Origin of the sequence: Syntrophotalea carbinolica DSM 2380, assembly GCF_000012885.1 — a bacterium.
In the GTDB taxonomy this organism is placed as follows: Bacteria; Desulfobacterota; Desulfuromonadia; order Desulfuromonadales; family Syntrophotaleaceae; genus Syntrophotalea; species Syntrophotalea carbinolica.
In genome coordinates this window covers 598,696-615,090 of record NC_007498.2, presented here as the reverse complement: position 1 = coordinate 615,090, position 16,395 = coordinate 598,696, and the positions used below count along the sequence as shown (strand labels likewise).

14 protein-coding genes are annotated in these 16,395 nt (G+C 54.4%); 4 read left to right on the top strand and 10 right to left on the bottom strand.

Annotated features, from left to right (window positions below; translation table 11 throughout):
• The first annotated feature begins 8 nt into the window (after positions 1–8).
• On the top strand, positions 9–458 hold the full coding sequence (locus tag PCAR_RS03210) for a hypothetical protein (RefSeq protein WP_011340193.1): 450 nt from the start codon (positions 9–11) through the stop codon (positions 456–458).
• Positions 459–686: 228 nt separating this feature from the next.
• Here the strand turns inward: PCAR_RS03210 and PCAR_RS03205 are convergent, their stop codons facing one another.
• From PCAR_RS03205 to PCAR_RS03165, 10 genes are all read right to left on the bottom strand, one after another.
• Positions 687–962: a helix-turn-helix domain-containing protein gene (locus tag PCAR_RS03205; protein WP_011340192.1), complete on the bottom strand. Its 276-nt coding sequence runs from the start codon at positions 960–962 to the stop codon at positions 687–689.
• Between the two features lie 16 nt (positions 963–978).
• Entirely contained in the window at positions 979–2,271 is a 1,293-nt protein-coding gene (locus tag PCAR_RS03200; RefSeq protein ID WP_011340191.1) for a type II toxin-antitoxin system HipA family toxin, read from the bottom strand.
• Positions 2,272–2,939: 668 nt separating this feature from the next.
• Positions 2,940–4,451, bottom strand: coding sequence for an amidase (locus tag PCAR_RS03195; protein ID WP_011340189.1), 1,512 nt, complete (start codon positions 4,449–4,451; stop codon positions 2,940–2,942).
• Between the two features lie 389 nt (positions 4,452–4,840).
• Entirely contained in the window at positions 4,841–5,674 is an 834-nt protein-coding gene (locus PCAR_RS03190) for a nitroreductase family protein (protein WP_011340188.1), read from the bottom strand.
• 153 nt (positions 5,675–5,827) lie between these two features.
• On the bottom strand, positions 5,828–6,556 hold the full coding sequence (locus tag PCAR_RS03185) for a TIGR04211 family SH3 domain-containing protein (RefSeq protein ID WP_011340187.1): 729 nt from the start codon (positions 6,554–6,556) through the stop codon (positions 5,828–5,830).
• Positions 6,553–6,759: a hypothetical protein gene (locus PCAR_RS18555; RefSeq protein ID WP_011340186.1), complete on the bottom strand. Its 207-nt coding sequence runs from the start codon at positions 6,757–6,759 to the stop codon at positions 6,553–6,555. The genes PCAR_RS03185 and PCAR_RS18555 overlap by 4 nt, the downstream gene beginning before the upstream one ends.
• 558 nt (positions 6,760–7,317) lie before the next feature.
• Positions 7,318–8,673: a sigma 54-interacting transcriptional regulator gene (locus PCAR_RS03180; RefSeq protein WP_011340183.1), complete on the bottom strand. Its 1,356-nt coding sequence runs from the start codon at positions 8,671–8,673 to the stop codon at positions 7,318–7,320.
• Positions 8,674–8,703: 30 nt separating this feature from the next.
• Entirely contained in the window at positions 8,704–9,234 is a 531-nt protein-coding gene (locus PCAR_RS03175) for a hypothetical protein (RefSeq protein WP_011340182.1), read from the bottom strand.
• Positions 9,231–10,676 (bottom strand): HAMP domain-containing sensor histidine kinase, encoded by a 1,446-nt coding sequence (locus tag PCAR_RS03170; RefSeq protein WP_011340181.1) that lies wholly within the window; start codon positions 10,674–10,676, stop codon positions 9,231–9,233. Before PCAR_RS03170 ends, PCAR_RS03175 begins: the two co-directional genes overlap by 4 nt.
• Before the next feature lie 33 nt (positions 10,677–10,709).
• On the bottom strand, positions 10,710–12,041 hold the full coding sequence (locus tag PCAR_RS03165; protein ID WP_011340180.1) for a radical SAM protein: 1,332 nt from the start codon (positions 12,039–12,041) through the stop codon (positions 10,710–10,712).
• A gap of 145 nt (positions 12,042–12,186) precedes the next feature.
• Here PCAR_RS03165 and PCAR_RS03160 point away from each other — a divergent pair, with 145 nt between their 5' ends.
• The 3 genes from PCAR_RS03160 (at position 12,187) to PCAR_RS03150 (ending at position 16,295) form a co-directional block, all read left to right on the top strand.
• A complete protein-coding gene (locus PCAR_RS03160) occupies positions 12,187–13,896 on the top strand; it encodes a B12-binding domain-containing radical SAM protein (protein WP_245523309.1) in 1,710 nt (569 codons plus the stop codon).
• Between the two features lie 396 nt (positions 13,897–14,292).
• Positions 14,293–15,030 carry a TorF family putative porin gene (locus PCAR_RS03155; protein WP_011340178.1) on the top strand — a complete coding sequence of 246 codons (738 nt, stop codon included), beginning with the start codon at positions 14,293–14,295 and terminating at the stop codon, positions 15,028–15,030.
• A gap of 155 nt (positions 15,031–15,185) precedes the next feature.
• Complete coding sequence (locus PCAR_RS03150; protein WP_011340177.1) at positions 15,186–16,295, top strand: ABC transporter substrate-binding protein; 1,110 nt, start codon at positions 15,186–15,188, stop codon at positions 16,293–16,295.
• Positions 16,296–16,395: the final 100 nt, after the last annotated feature.

Genomic DNA, 16,395 nt, shown 5'->3' with positions numbered 1-16,395 from the left:
GAGAGCTTATGGATGATCGGAAAATAGCCAAAAACCTGCGCCGGGTAATTTTCACCCTTGCCGATGGCAAACAGGTCGAAGGAGATGTTTTTCTCAGCCCTTACGAAGCTCACCGGCACAGCCCCCAACGCGTCGGCGAACTGCTGAACAGCGAAGAGGCTTTTTTACCCGTCAAGACAGCGAACGGTACACTTCAACTGAACGTCGCCAACATCATCCAGGCGATAACCCCGGCAGACGAAGAGCTGGACGACCTGATGATGCTGGGCAAAAAATATACCGTGGGAATCACTACCCTGTGCGGCAAGGAAATTACCGGCGAAGTTTTCGTCGACCTGCCCCAGGACAGCAATCGGGTAAGCGATTACCTTAACCAGCCGCAGCGCTTCTTCCCGATCATCATCCCCGAAAGTGTCGTATATATCGCCCGGCGGTTTATCCTGTCCGTGCGGGATTAACCAGGCGCAATCACCATCCTTGCTTGGCTTTATTGCTGCCGAGGACGAGCCCATTGTCCTTTTTGGATTGACGGATAAATCCCGGATAATCTGCTCATCCATTCGGGGATATCTTAGGGCATACGATTCACCACTTGGCAATCTGGCACTCTGAACCTGTCGCCCGGGGCGTCATAAAACCCCATTATCAAATTTTGGAAGGCCCCCGTGTTTGTCCACCGAATACCGTTATTCGCCCTTTTTTCGGACGAATCCAACCTCCAATCCAAAAGGGGCGCCGATGATCTTAAGTGTTTTCAGGGTCGGGTTTCCCTTCCCTGTCTCTACGGCTTGCAGGGTTTCAAAACCAATTTTCAAGACCTTTTCTGCGTATTCCCTTCTGTTCATGCCCAAAATCTTACGCATCCTTCTTGTTGCTTCCGCCAGGGTAATACGACCCTCCTCTATGTCATTGAAGAACTCCTGGCGCAGCCTTTTCATCTCTTTTGCATCGGGTCTTTTCATTGACACTTCCCTTCTCTTACTGTGCCGGACGCGCCTCTTTCAGTTTTTGAGCGACCTGTTGAATTCTTCTGGAGAGGTCATCGACAAGACTTTCCTCAACGCCGCAACGGACCATCGTATCTGGCAGATCCTCAACCTCGGATGCACAATCGGCCAACCAACTACGAAGCTGTTTGCTGTCGATGTCTACTTCCTTTTCGAGCGCCTCGGCTACATAACCCCAGTCAGGCAATCCGATCTCCATTTCGCCCTCAGCGTCCCATCTGTAAGCCCTGGCGATTCCTTCAGGGTCTTTAAACATAGGGGCAAAGTCGAACAGTGGAGACAGGGTGACAACCCCCAAGGGCGATTTTAGAAAGGCTGTGTTTCTTCCGTGGTTGTCGGTATTCCTCAGGGCAACATTGAGAATATCCCTTTTGATGTATTCCGGGATTTCTTTGCGCGGCTCAGTTGCATAGCGATGGATCATTTTACATGCCTCATTGTGGGAACCTCTAAGTCCAAATTCGCTGATACCGCAAACCGAGGTCATGCTTTCCAATCCGAATCTTTCCACACCGCCTTGTGTTACCCTTCGATCGAAGCGACGAACAAACAGGGCGCCATCCTCATATTTCAAAGGTGCTGCGGTACGAAGACCAAAGGCTCTGGCCACTTCGTAATATGGTGCCTCATTACGAAGCACCAGTCTGTCGGCAGCAGTTTTTCCTCTTGGGAATTTGACAAGCCAATAACATTTGACCCGGTCCTCGGGGATAGCCCCCTCTGCATGCCAACGTTCGTTGCGATCCTCCACCAGTAAAAATTTTGGAGCCTGGCCTTGCACGTCGCTGGCTCCCGCAACCAGAGCGCCATTGGCTTCGGCGTACTCAATAAAGTCGACATTTTTCTCTATGACCATTTTCTTTTCAAAACCGGGATGCGCTTTTGCCTTGACGGCGGCGCCGGCAATGCGAAGATTCCCAGGCGGATTCCCAGTCGCAAATCTCAAAAGCTGCCACCAGGACGAAGTGTCGTCTCTAATCCCAAGCATTTTGAGCCAGGCTTCTCGTGCTGCACCGGTCGGCAACAGATCGAGCAAAAAGGCCGGCCAGCTATCAGCTTCGTAGAGGTCAAAGTTAATGGGGTAGCGGCAGCCTACCCGATCAACGATTCGGTCTTCTTCCATTCGTGAGAGGACATAGTCAATGTCATATGAGAGATGGCATTTAGAATGATACCCCGCCCCATAATTTTTCCCGTAAACACCGAAGTCGGCTACCTTGCGCCATTCCCCTTTGACATACATTTCGACACTGACTTCATCCATTCATTAGCTCCAAGAGTTTTATTTAGGTATATAGTACCATAAAAATAGTGATTCTATAGGAAAAATTAGGGTTATAATCCCACAAGCTATATATTTCAACTCATTAGATTTTCATATCCGTATAGCAACAGCGCGCAGTCCAGAAACGGGGAGCAATCGCAGAGTGCGAAGCGCAAGGAAAAAACTTTTCACTTAAATCGACTTTATCGGCGAGACGGCGTTTTTGTTGAGTTTTACCTTCGCCATGGTACAGAGGAAGGGTGGCAGATACTTTGTCGGGCGATTTCGAAACATCAGAGTTTCAAGAGGCTGTCACCTCAATGAGCATCACACGTGCATTCAATGAGATACCTCTTGCATAACATTGGCATAAAAACCTGTGTTTTGGAGATAATTTGCCATTTTCATGGGGTTACAGACCCGCTTTTAAACATGGTGTCTAATGGAGTTGCAAATCGACAACCTGTGCGCCTATCGGATGCCGTCGTTCCTGAGCCCCATTCGAGAATCCCATCTTCACTACAACGCATGTTGCGTATTTTACAACAACTTCCGGACCTGATCTCTGCAATGTACCGATCGGGCCGTCCTGGATTTTGCCGTGACGATTCGCGTCCACGGGAATTGGTCTCCATCAAGTCGCTTGGCGGTATTTCGAAAAATGTGATTCACTGCTGAATCTGCGGCCTCTTATCGAACCACGGCTGTGCTTTTTCCAACTGGCCGGCGAGTCGCAGTAATTTCGCTTCATCGCCATAGCGACCGATAAACTGTACTCCGCAAGGCAATCCGTCTTTTGACCAATGCAACGGTACAGACATTGCCGGCTGTCCGGTAATGTTGGCAATGAATGTGACCGGCATCTGCCCCCTCATTATCGTATCAACGGTTTTATCAAGTATCGCGTCGGTCAGTTTCCGGCTGGTTAACATCATGCTGCCGATAAACGAAGCGATCAGCTTCATCGAAAACCGATCTGCCCTGCCGAGCTGCTGCGAACCAACAGGCACGGGCGGCTGACCCAGGGTCGGGGTGAGTACCACGTCATATTTATTCAGCATCTGATCCATCGTTACCCCGAACTGCGTCCACCTGCGTTTAGCCTTCACAAAGTCGAGCGCCTTCAGGGCCCGCCCCAGGCCGTAAAAGGTGTAGTTTGACAATTCCAATTCCCGTCTCACTTTGGATCGTCCGTGAATCCGAACCAGTTTATCGACAAGCGCGGCGGCATTCCCGATCACCACGATGACGTAGTTCAGGGCAGCATCTTCCTCCCGAAAATCAGGCTCTTCTTCTACGACTTCATGCCCCAAATCAGTGAGCAGCGTACATGCCTGCTCTACCGCCTTCACGCATTCCGGATGTATGTTTTTTCCGTATGCCGCTCGCAAGTAAAAAGCGATTCGCAACTTGCCCGGTGCAATATCCACTTCTTCGATAAAAGGTCTTTCCTTGTTGAAAATGCCGTATGGGGCTCCGTTTTCAAAGCCGCAGACAGCATCGAGCATGACAGCAGAGTCTCGAACAGATCGTGTAACAACATGGCTATGGGACATGCCCGACCATTCTTCATCGAAGTCGGGTCCCACCGGGTTGCGTCCCCTGCTCGGCTTGAGGCCGAACAGGCCACAATAAGATGCGGGGACGCGAATGGATCCTCCCTCATCCGTGGCTGATGCGAAGGGAACAATGCCGGCAGCCACCGCCGCGGCTGACCCGCCGCTGGAGCCGCCGCACGAGTACTCAGGATTCCAGGGATTCCGTGTCGGGCCAAAGGCCTTAGGCTCGGTAACATAAGCAAGCTTGAACTCAGGCGTGTTCGTCTTGCCGAGTATGATCAAACCGGCCTTTTTGAAGCGACGCACAATTTCGGCATCATACTGCGGGATGTACGTTTTGAGTAACGCGCTGCCGCAACTCATGGGAACCCCCTTCAAGGCATGGTGCGCATCTTTCAGCAGAAAGGGAACACCGCAGAAGGGAGCGTCGCCGCACGAGCTTTTAGCCGTTTCTCTTGCCAGAGCGTAGGTTTTTGTGATGATCGCATTTAATTGAGGGTTGAGGTTTTCAGCACGGCGAATCGCCTCTTCGCATACTTCCAGGCTGCTGATTTCCCCCTTTTTGATCAGCTCCGCTAAACCAGTACCATCAAATTGATCATATTCAGGGAATGAAGCCATATTGCTTCTCCTTTCAGCATGCTCCGAATATCCATTCCTCCCGCCGCGAACTCTGTCAAGAGTTGCCCTCCGGCAGCTTTATATCTCTGACAGGAACATTGGCCCTTACGGTTAAGCTAGAACGTGTTTAACAGTTATCACCGCCCCCCTTCCTGTCAACGAGGGCATGGAAAATATTTGCCAATCAATGAAACGGGGAGGCGGATAGGGCAGCAGGCCAGACAAACATGGGAAAATTATAGTGCTTCACATTTCCTTCGAAAGGTCAGGGGCTGAACCTGTTCCGAACCAAAAAATCCCTCCGACACTGTCCCCTTTTTACCCCCGGGGAAAAGAAAAGCCCCGTCATTCGACGGGGCTTTTCTTCAAACAAATATGCTTTCGACAACCTAATCATCCCACACCACCCGATTGACCTTGAGGTCCGCGTCGCGCTGCACGGTGCGGTGGTAGGTCACCGCCGGTTTGCCGAACAGCATCACGTAAACAATCTCGTGGGATTCGGGAATGCCGAGTTTGGTGCCGAGTTCCGGGTTCATGTCGACCATGGCCCATTTGGCCAGGCCGTCCCACAGGGTCCCCAATCCCATGGTCGCAGCCATCATCTCGAAAGTGGTCATGGCGATAAAACCATCGGCCGTGGGGGTCGGCGCCTTGGCATCGACGGACACCATCAGCAGATGAGGTGCCTTGCGAAACAGGATGTCCGCACCTTTATCCCACGCCCGCAGGATACCGCCGTAAAACTCTTTGCCTTTGGGCAGGCTTTCCTCTTCAACTCTTTTACGGATGCCGTCCATGGTCGCCAGCTTGACCTGCTCCATGGCCTGCTGATCCTCAACCACGGTAAACAGCACCTTGCGGGAATTGACGCCGGTCGGCGCATGAGCGGATATTTTGAGCAGCTTTTCGATAACCGCCGGATCGACGGGTTCCTGCCGGAAACGCCGGATGGAGCGACGCCCCTTGATGAGAGTCTCCATCCGAACTTCGTCGGGTAAATATCCTTCGAGGGGCAGGCTGTCTTCCGGTTTCAGACCGAAAATACTGAGGGCCGAGGTGGGACAAACCGCCAGACAGTGCTGGCACTCGATACATTTCTCCGCCTTATCTTCACCAACGTATGGCACACCCTGGTCCATAACCAGAACGCTCAACGGGCAGTCCCGGACGCACTGTTCACAGCGCGTACACTTGTCGCTGTCTATTTTCAGATCGAGCATACCGTCCTCCATGCTGGGGTTGAGCCGCCTTGCGGCGATGATATCTGCGGCATTATTAGCATGGCAGAGGTTTGGGAACAAGGCCTTATGCGCGGCCGAATCCCCCGCCCCGACCTATCAAACGTTTATCCACAATTCCTTATGGCCTGGTACTCAAAATGAACGGGTCCGCCGCGGCGGCCGGCGGCCGAGCAACCAACCGAGACACAGCACACCTACGCCGGCAAAAAACCAGCGCAGGATATTATTGCGCCACAGGTACCGGTTTTCCTTCTCCAGTGCTGCGATCTTCTGCAACTGCTCCTCGTTTTCCTGCTGCAACCGATCGCGTTCGGCCATAGTCTCGGTAATATTCTGTGCACCTTTGCGCAACTTGTCATAGTCACCCTGAACCTTGCGCAATTCGGTCTCGGTCTGTTGAAGCAGAGTGCGATTCTCCGCCTGCAGGGCTTGAAAATCTTGATTCTGCTGTCTTAGTTCATCGACCTTTTTGCGCAAAACGGTTTGTTCTCGTTGCAGGCGCGCTGCGATCACGGCGGAAGGTTCCTGACGAATCACGTATTGCTTGAGGATATATCCTTCGGTGCCGTCTGCCGTGCGCACCTTGAAGTAGTTATCGTTGTCTTCAAGGATTTCGATGCTGGCAGGACTGGTCAGGGATTTTAAAATGCGGTACTCGTTGCCCGGACCGCGTCTGAGGGTCACCGGAATCTGATCCGTGATGTAAGCCGCCCAGGCGGAGGAAAAACCTCCCCCAAGCAACAACAAAACGGCCATCACCTGTACCAGCGCCTTGCAACCTTGCCCTTTCCCCGTCATCCCGGCCCGTTCCACCCGAAACTCACGTCGCAATATCCCCTCCCCGGTTTTCGACCTGTTCATAAGCTCTCCGTTGTGGATGACGACATGCCGGCCGTTGTCACGGTATGCCCCTGTATAGAATGGATCGTCGCATCGCCGCCGCTTTTGTTGTTCAATCCCGGTCGGCCGAAATCGTCACCATAGCCGACCTGGCCCGCCAATGCCGCCAATGCCATAAGGCCTCCGCAAGCACTCACCAGCAGTACACGCCACAATCCCCTCATCGTATATATTTCCCCTCTGGGTTTGGGATCAACGCGATACGGTCAGCCACCCGTCGCCGGGTAACCTGAACGGTAAATCGCGCCACCTCGTTCTGCGCCATTTCCGGTAGGCCTGAAATATTCCTCCGCAAGCCACCGGGTACATTGTTACAAATCGGACTATGCATCAGCAAAGGCCGCACCAATATTCACAGCCTTGCAACATTCCATGGTTCGCAAAAAACGCGCCCCCGCCTGAGCGAGACGCGTTCCAACGGCTCAAGTGGTACAACTCGGTAACCACAGGAGCTTTAACCGGATCATCTGGCGTCGATACGCCCGGCCAGGCCGATACAAATTTTGTTCATGACCAGACCGGATTGTTTTTTTGGAAGATCGAAAAAGAGTGGGAAAAAACGCAAAGAGGTTAAAACGGTGGGAAAATCGACACTTTTGTCGCCATATGGCGACAACTGGGACAAAGAAATCATCTAATCTTTAGCGACAATGCTAACAAACCCAGCGATTTTGAAGCAGAAACGCGGGCCCGCCATCGTCGCCTTTTGACGACGATGGCGCTTAGACATTTTTAAACAGACTCGGCACGATGTGGTGGCGACCGAGCAATTTATAGAATTCCGTACGGTTGCGGCCGGCCAGCCGCGCGGCATGGGCGACATTGCCACGGGTAAGCTGCATCAGGCGCACCAGGTAGTCCTGCTCGAACTGGCGTCGCGCCTCGCTGAAGGGGGGAATGCTTTCGATATTTTCGTGAATGGCATCCGCAACCAGCGAAGCCGAAATCAGGGAGGTCGTGGTCAGGGCCAATCCCTGCTCGACCACGTTGATCAGCTGGCGCACATTGCCCGGCCAGGACGCCGACAACAGGGCTTCCATGGCCTCGGGTGCAAACCCGGTAACTTTTTTACCGCTCCGCGCGGCGAATTTCTGCAAAAAATGGTTGGCCAGCAAGGGGATATCTTCACGTCGCTCGGCCAGGCTCGGCAAGTCGAGGGAGACGACATTGAGGCGATAATAAAGATCCTCGCGAAACCGGTCGGCACTGATCTCCTCTTCGAGATGGCGATGCGTGGCGGAAATGATCCGCACATCGACGGCACAGGTAGCGACCGAGCCGACCGGCCGCATCTGCTTCTCCTGCAGGACGCGCAACAACTTGACCTGCAACGGCAGAGGCATATCCCCGATTTCGTCGAGAAACAGGGTGCCCCCTTCGGCGGAACGGAACAGACCGGGGTAATCCTTCATGGCACCGGTAAAAGCCCCTTTGGTATGGCCGAACAGTTCCGATTCGAGCAGCGTATCGGGTATGGCGCCGCAGTTGACGGCGACAAAGGGTTTGTCGGCGCGGGCGCTGGCCCGATGAATGGCACGCGCAATCAATTCCTTGCCGGTGCCGCTCTCTCCGCGGATCAAAACCGCGGCATCACTCTCGGCAGCCAGCCGCGCCTTGGCCAGCAGATCTTCCATCGTCGGGCTTTTGGTAATGATTTCGCTGCGCCAGGACATCCCCTCCGAAGATTCCTGTTCGGCGGAACCGCCGGCTATGCGCAACGCACGCTGAATCTCCTCCAGCAGGGCCTTACTGTCCAAAGGCTTGGTGAGAAAGCTGAACACCCCCCGACGGGTCGCTTCGACGGCATCGGGGATGGAGCCATGGGCCGTCAGAATGATAACCGGCAAGGAACCCTGGCGGGTGCGAATGGCGTCGAACAACGCCATGCCATCCATGCCCGCCATGCGTAGATCGGTAATCACCAGATGGGGGCGCACGGCCGGAATCTTGGCCAGGGCTTCCTCGCCGCTTTCCGCGATGTTGACCTCGTATCCGGCACCGCGCAGGCGAATGGACAATAGCCGCAACAGATCGGTGTCGTCATCTACCAACAACAGGCGCTGTTTTTTCTCTTCCATCAATGTCCTCAGGTTAGCGCCACGGGGAAATCACATTTCCCGCTGGCGCAGAATCTTTTCGATGTTTTCCAGGGCCCGCAACTTGTCCTGCAATTCCCGGGAGGTCGCTTCCAGCTCCTGGGCCTGCTGGCGCAGCCGGTCCCGCTCCCCGGCCAATTGCAACTGTTCTTCCAATTGATCGTCCAATATCGACACCAGAACCATCAACGAATGGCCGCCCTTCTTACGCTGGCGGAAATCATTCAGCAATTGCAGTGCCAGTTGACGATCACTAACGGGTCGACCGGGCTGCATAGCCAGCGCCACCAGCTGAAAAAGGGTCTCATCATCGGGCTGTCTGCGATAAACCTGGCGCAGACGCAGGATCTCCTTGGAAACCGTTGCGCTCCTTAAAGAATCGGCTTTATGGAAATAATCAAGAACCGCCTCGACGGAAAGTCCCTCGTTCGGCAGCCGTGGCCACCACACCCGGGGAAAGCTGCTGCAACCGGCAAGCAACGCCCCCAGCAGCAGGGATCCCGCAACCACTCGCGTAAAGCCTGCAAAGCGTTTTGGCATCATGCCTTTTCCTCCTGATTCGAAAGCGGCAATGTTACCCGAAAACACGCCCCCCCCAAGGAGCTTTCCAACACCTCGATGCCGGCGCCATGATCGCGCACATATTCCTGGACAATGGACAGACCGATGCCGGTCCCCTGCACAGGCCCCACCATCGGCGCCGAGCCCTGATAAAAAGGTTTAAAAATATTCTGCCGTTCGCTTTCCGGAATCCCCGGCCCCGAATCGGCCACTTCAAATAACGCCTGATTGTCCACCCGTCGAAGAACAACCTGAATGGTCCCCCCGACAGGCGTGTACTTGACGGCATTGGACAGCAAATTGTCCACCACGTTGCGCAGTCGTTCACGGTCTCCGTGCAGTTGCAATTCTACAACATCAAGTTTGAGATCAAGGTTTTTTTTAAGTATGGCAGGCCGCTGGGCAGCGACAATCCCCTTGATCAGGCGCGAAAAATCGACATCGATACCGTGAAAAGAGGATATTTTGGCCTGCATGCGGCTGAAACCGAGGAGGTTGTCGATGAGCTTATGCAGATGCACACCGTTTTTGCGCAGGATCCAGGCGATTTCCCTTTGCTGATCGTTGAGCGGCCCCACCTCTTCCTCGACCAGCAATTCCGTGCCTTCGCGTATAGAGGCCAGGGGCGTTTTCAACTCATGGGACACATGGGATATAAATTTACTTTTATCCTTCTCCGCCGCATCGAGCCGCTGTCTCAACCAGTCCAGACGTGTACCGAGAAAACGCAGATCGTCCGGCCCCCCGACCTCGATGGAGGAAACAAAATCCCCCTCGCCGAGACGGGAAATGCCGCGGTTTATCTGGCGAATCGGCTTGGTAATCCGCTGCGTGAAAAAAGTGGCGAACAAACCGGTTACCGGAACCAGCAGCACTGCCAACCAGAGCAGTATACGACGGGCACGGGTCGTTGAAGCGCGCAAAGCGTCGACCTCATGGACAATAAGCTCCTGACTTTCATCATAAAGCCCGCGAGCCAAGCGGTTCAGTTCGTCAAACCCCTCAAGAAAAGCCTTGTCTTTGTTTTCGGATTGTCCGTTACTGCGCAGCTTGGCATAGAGAAGCTGCTCCCCTTCACCGAGCTGCTGCAAACGTTGAAATTGGTCCGGTTTCAGCGGCAGGGAACCCAAATGCTCGATGGAAACCACGAATTCCTTGTGCTTTTCCTCGATACCGGCAAGCAGTTCGCCTGCCTGCAGAACCTGGTACTGGCGTACCCGACGTTCCAGAACCAGCAACTGTTCGACCAGGTTGCGGCTTTCCTGAATCACCGACACCGAGCGATACACCGCCTGGGAACCGCGCTGCGCAAGGCGATCAAGGAAAAACTCGGCGTTGATCATGGCCAGGTTAAAAGGTAGAGCCACCATGGCAAAACCGATCAAAACCAAAGAAAGAAACGATTTGGGACGCAGAAAATGCATGATTCGTTGTTCGCCAACCTCCCGTCGAAGGGATCAGACCGGCAGAGGCCAGTCCGTCTCGTATCCCTCGGGATAAAAATTCTCCCGGGTGCGATTAAAATAACCATACTGCAAACGCGGAATGCGTTGTTTCAGCCGGGTGAGCATCTCGACCATGCCAAGACCTTCTCCCTCCAGCTTCATGGCCCGGCAGTACAAGGCCGGATCAATACTTAAATTACGCATCTGAATCAGATCGACACCGGCGGCTTCCACCAGGTCGCCCAGGGCCTGAACTTCCTCGGCGCGATCGTTGAGACCCGGGAAAACCAGGTAATTGATCATGGTAAACAGACCATGGTTTTTGGCCCGCCGCACCGACTCGTAAACTTGCTCCAATCCGTATCCACAGGGTCGATGGTATGCCTGGTAAAAGCCTTCCTGCACCGAATTCATCGATACCCGGATGGAATCGATGCCGGCCTGGGCCAGCCGATCGACGGCATCGGGGTCGGAAGCGTTGGAATTAAAATGGATGGTACCGCAATCGGTGCGACGACGCATTTCGCGCACCGCCTGACAGATGGTATCCGCCTGCAGGATCGGGTCGCCCTCGCAGCCTTGTCCAAAGGAGACAATGGCATTTTCCGCCTGTTCCAGATGCGGCACGGCGATCTGACAAAGCTCCTCGACCGTCGGCACAAAAGTGATTCGCTCCTGGCTGGAAGGACAACACTCGGGCGCTTCCTGCAAGGAGATGCACCCCAGACATCGGGCGTTACAAACCGGCGAGGTCGGCAGCGGAGCCTCCCAGCGTCGGAAAAACAGGTTTTTGGCAGCAAAGCAGTGATAGTCCAGAGCGCAGCGGGCCAACTGCTCAACCAACCGGTTATCGGGATAGGCACGCACCAGTTTCTTGACCAGAGGATCGAGCTTGCGATCATCAAAATGATCCGGTTCCCACTGGGTATTGCGATCGACGCGCACTGCGGCGGCATAAAAACGCTCTTCCTCAACACACCAACCGACCGCCGTATAAGACCACAGGGGCAACTGCACCTGTTTGTCGCCATAGGCGGCTGCCGGCACCAAAGTCCGGGTATACCCCGGCGTCAAAAACGCAGATACCGCTTGCGCCCTGCCGCCGCCGTAATGACGCGGCAACTTGCGCAGGGTGACCATGCGGTTGTTGTTTCCGTCCATCCCGACCGGCGGAGTATCAGGGATGGTGAAAAGGCGGCTCCCTTCCGGCAGAGGAATGAGTTCCTCGGCACGGGGTAGCCTGGTATGGCCGCCGTTCATGCCGACCATAAGCAGTTCGGGATGTTCAAAAACTTCGCCGGAGGCATCCGCTACCACAGCCAGGATGGTCTTGTTGCGTTTCATGTGCTAAAAATCCTTTTTTATCGATGCAATAACCACTTAGATCGCCAAGCATAACACAGGCAGCCCGCGGGAGGGAATAGCCTCGCCGCATACAGATATTCCCGCAAAATCGATTTTGCGCTTTTCTCCGCGAGCATCCTTGGTTATGCTGACGGCCATGCGCATTATACTGACCACTCTTCATAGCAAATTCGTTCACACCAGTCTGGCTCTGCCACTGCTGGCGGCTTACTGCCGCCATCCGCAGCGCACCCTGCTGATCCGCGAATATACCCTGCATGAACCGAAAGAAACGGTGCTTGCCGCACTGCTGGCCGAACAGCCCGATGTGATCGCGTTTTCCGTCTACATCTGGAACCGTACCGCGACCCTGGAACTGGCCGATGCGCTGGCGGTAGCGCGTCCCGGACTGCGGATTATTCTCGGCGGGCCGGAGGTTTCCTTCGATGGTCCGGAACTGTTTGCGCGCCACCCCGGAATCGCTGCCGTGGTGCGTGGCGAAGGGGAAACACCGCTGCGGGCACTGCTCGATGCCTGGCTGCATGAAAAAAGCCCCGAAAACATCGCGCGACTCAGTTGGCGCGACGGCGAGCGCGTGCATTCAGGCCCGGATGGTCCGCTGCTGGCCGAACTGGATGACATCCCTTCGCCTTTCAATCTGGACCTGGTCGATCTGTCGCGCGGACTGGTCTACCTCGAAACCAGCCGCGGTTGCCCCTACCGCTGTGCCTTCTGCATGAGCGCCCTGGATACCCGGGTACGATCCTATTCGATGCCACGCATTCAGACGGATCTGCTCTACCTGATAACACGCGAGGTGCCTTGTATCAAACTGGTGGACCGTACTTTTAATTACGACGCCGAACGGGCCCGGGATATTTTCCAATTTATCCTGGAGAACAACCGCACCAGCCGGTTTCACTTTGAAATCGGTGCTCATCTGCTGGACGATGCCACCCTGTCGCTGCTGGAGCAGGCGCCGCCAGATACCTTTCAGTTCGAGATCGGGGTGCAATCAACCTTGCCGAAAACCCTGGAAGCCATCAGCCGCGAGACCTCCCTGGAAAAACTTGAGGCCAATGTCCTGCGTCTGCGGCGTGCAGACAATATCCATCTGCATCTCGACCTCATCGCCGGCCTGCCGGGCCAAGGCAGTGCATCGTTCCTGGAATCGGTCGACCGGGTCATGGAGCTACGCCCCCATCACCTGCAATTGGAACCGGTTAAACTGCTACCAGGTGCCCCGCTGCGCCGTAATGCCGCATCTCTTGGTCTGCGTTTTGATCCCCACCCGCCTTACGGCGTTCTGAAAACTCCCGATCTGACCTTCGAAGAGCTTGAGCGTTTACGCGGTATCGGCCGGCTCCTCGATCTGACCTGGAACGCCGAACGGCTGCAGGAGTTTCTGGAGCTGCTCTCCGCGCTCTACGGCAGTCTTTCAAAGGCCTTGAAAGCTTTGGAAAGCTTCTGGCGCAAGCAGGGATTGTTCCGCCGCTTGCTGTCTCAGCGAGCCTTGTTTGAAGAATTCTGGCATTTCCTTCGCACCTATCATTCCGATCCTGAACACAAGCCGTTGCAAGAGGCCCTGGCACGCGATTTTGCCCGCGTCGAACGCATCGCACCTGCCCAGGCTCCCGAGTTTCTGGATCTCGACCTGCATCCCGAAGAACAACAACGCGTGCGTGAACGGGTACGGCTCGAGACCGATCGCATCAAAGGCCAGGGTATCAAGCTTCAACATCTTGCCTGTGTATTTTCCCAGCTACCCCATCGGCAAAATCAGCGCACGATATTGCTATTTGTCTACCTGACCCGTCCGGGTGCAGCCATGCAGGTACATCAGATCGAACTGTGACCAGCGTATACCTGGTTTTCTCAAAAGACCTTACAGTTCATATTTTCTGCTTTTTCTCCGCTTTTCAATACCTATCCGATCTTGCAACCCGCCAACTCTGTGTTACTTTTTCATTGTAGCCACAATGCTGAGCCCGATGGATGAAGGGCTTCCGGCATTGTAATTTCCACACACCGGCATGCGGATTACTCCCATGCACTGTTTAAGGTTTCTGTTTCACGCATAACATTGTCGTTGTTTTATGTCCCACCTGTTCGTATCGCATGTACGTTGACCTCAGCCAATTTATCTTGGCGTCCCACGGAGGGTAGAGACGTTCTTCACGCGGTTGCGCAGCACCGGGAAGGTTCCCGGCAGTCTGGGCAACCTTTTATGCTGAACATGGAGGTAAAAACAATGAAAAAGTGGAGCGTGTTGTTTCTCGCGATGTTCGTATTATGTGCAGGTCTGGCATCAACAGCCCAAGCCAAGATCGAGGTCGAGGGCGATGCCTATGTCGGATTGTGGGATAAGTACATGTGGCGTGGTTTCAACCTCAGTGATTCCCGCCCGACGATTCAGGGCGGCATCGACCTGAGCCTCGCCAGCGGCTGGACGCTCAGCACCTGGCACAACTGGCAGTTGACAGGCGGTCCCAATTGGGACTCGGGAGAGCTCAACGAAACCGATGTCATTCTTACCTACGCCTTTGATCTGGGCGACATGGTTTCGATGTCGGTTGGGGATATCTGGTACATGATCGAGGGTGAAGATACCAACGAGTTATTCATTCATGCCACCCTCAATACTCTTCTCTCTCCAACCTTCACAATCTGGTGGGACTGGGACGCAGCTGAAGAAGATGGCCTCTACTACACCTTGGACATCAGCCACAGTTTCGATCTCGGCCAATGGGTACCCAATACCGCTCTGAATCTTGGCGCCCTCGTAGCTTACAATCAGCATACCGATTACGCAGTTGGTGATTTCGGCGGGTTCCACAACTACGAACTCAGTGCCAGCCTCGATTACGCCCTGACCGACCAGCTGACCATCAGTCCGACCATCATTTTTTCTTCGGGCATCAGCAGCGCCGCCAAGGCTAGTATCGACACTGAAACAGCCGGAGCCATTAACCTGACTTTCGTTTTCTAAGGCACCTTATAAAACAAACCCAATGAATCTGGCGGGGAGAAAAATCTCCCCGCCAGCAAAGTTTGACTGGCCCGTTTCCAGTGCCGGCCAGGCAACAGGCAAGCAGCCAAGATAACCGACGAACCCCGCACACCGAAACGGCAGGAGGATTACTTATGAGAAGAGCATTCTGGGGAGTATCGCTTTTCGGCATCCTGGGCCTGGTCGCCATAGGCCTGGCATTGGCTCCGGGCTGCAGCAAAGCCAAGAAAGAAACCTTGCGCATCACATGCTGGGGCGGCTATGCCAAACCCTATGTGGCCGATTTCCAGAAACTGGTCAAGGAAAAGTACAAGGTCGACGTTGAGGTCCAGATCACCAATCCCACCGACCAGGACGAGTTTTTCATGGCGGTGAAAAACAATACGGCGGATCTGATCTCACCACCCATCGAACTGCCAAAAATCCCGCGTTTTTATGCCTATGACGAGCAGACCCCTTATCTTCAGCCGGTGGATATCAACAACATTCCCAATCTCAAGAACATGATGCCGGTATTCCGTGACGATACCACGCCCATATTCGCTGGTAAGCGTTACGGCGTACCGTACAATTGCGGTCCTTACGGCCTGGCCTACAACACGGATGTGATCGGCACTACTCCAGCTACCTGGAATATCCTATGGGAGCCCCGTTACGCCGGCAAGTACACCATCAACAACAACTTCCCCAAGGTCAACGTCTGGATCACTGCACTGGCCCTCGGCTACGACTATGCGGATATCTTCGATATCGGGAACCTCGACCGGGATAAAGTTCAGCAGCAACTCAACGTTCTGGCCAAAAACGCCAAGAGCCTCTGGGATGGTGCCGCCAATCCGGATGAGTTCCCCGAATTATCGCTAGCCACCACCTGGGGATTTGCCGCCCAGCAAGCCAATCTTAAAGGCGGCAACTGGCTGTTGGCCAGTCCCAAGGAAGGCGGGACGGCCTGGATCGACTGCTGGTACGTCGGTGCTGGAGCCGAGGATATGACCAAGACTTTAGCCGAGGAGTGGATCAACTTCATGTTGGACCCGGCCCGACAGGCTGACGTGGTCAAATCCCAGGGAGTGTCCCCGGTCATTGCCGATGTCGGCGAACTGCTCGACGCCAAGGAACAAGCCATGTTCCATGTCGGGGATGAAAATTACTTCAAAAGTGTTGCCTTGTGGAGGGTCATGACCGAGGAAACGGAAAAAGCATTCAACGACATGTGGGAGGAGGCGAAAAAACACAGGGAATAGAAATCTGCATCATCTCCAACAGACAATCCGTGTACAAAAACTTGACACACAGGGCTCCCCGAAAAAAACGGGCCCGGGCCCTGTGGTTCACCCGAAAAGT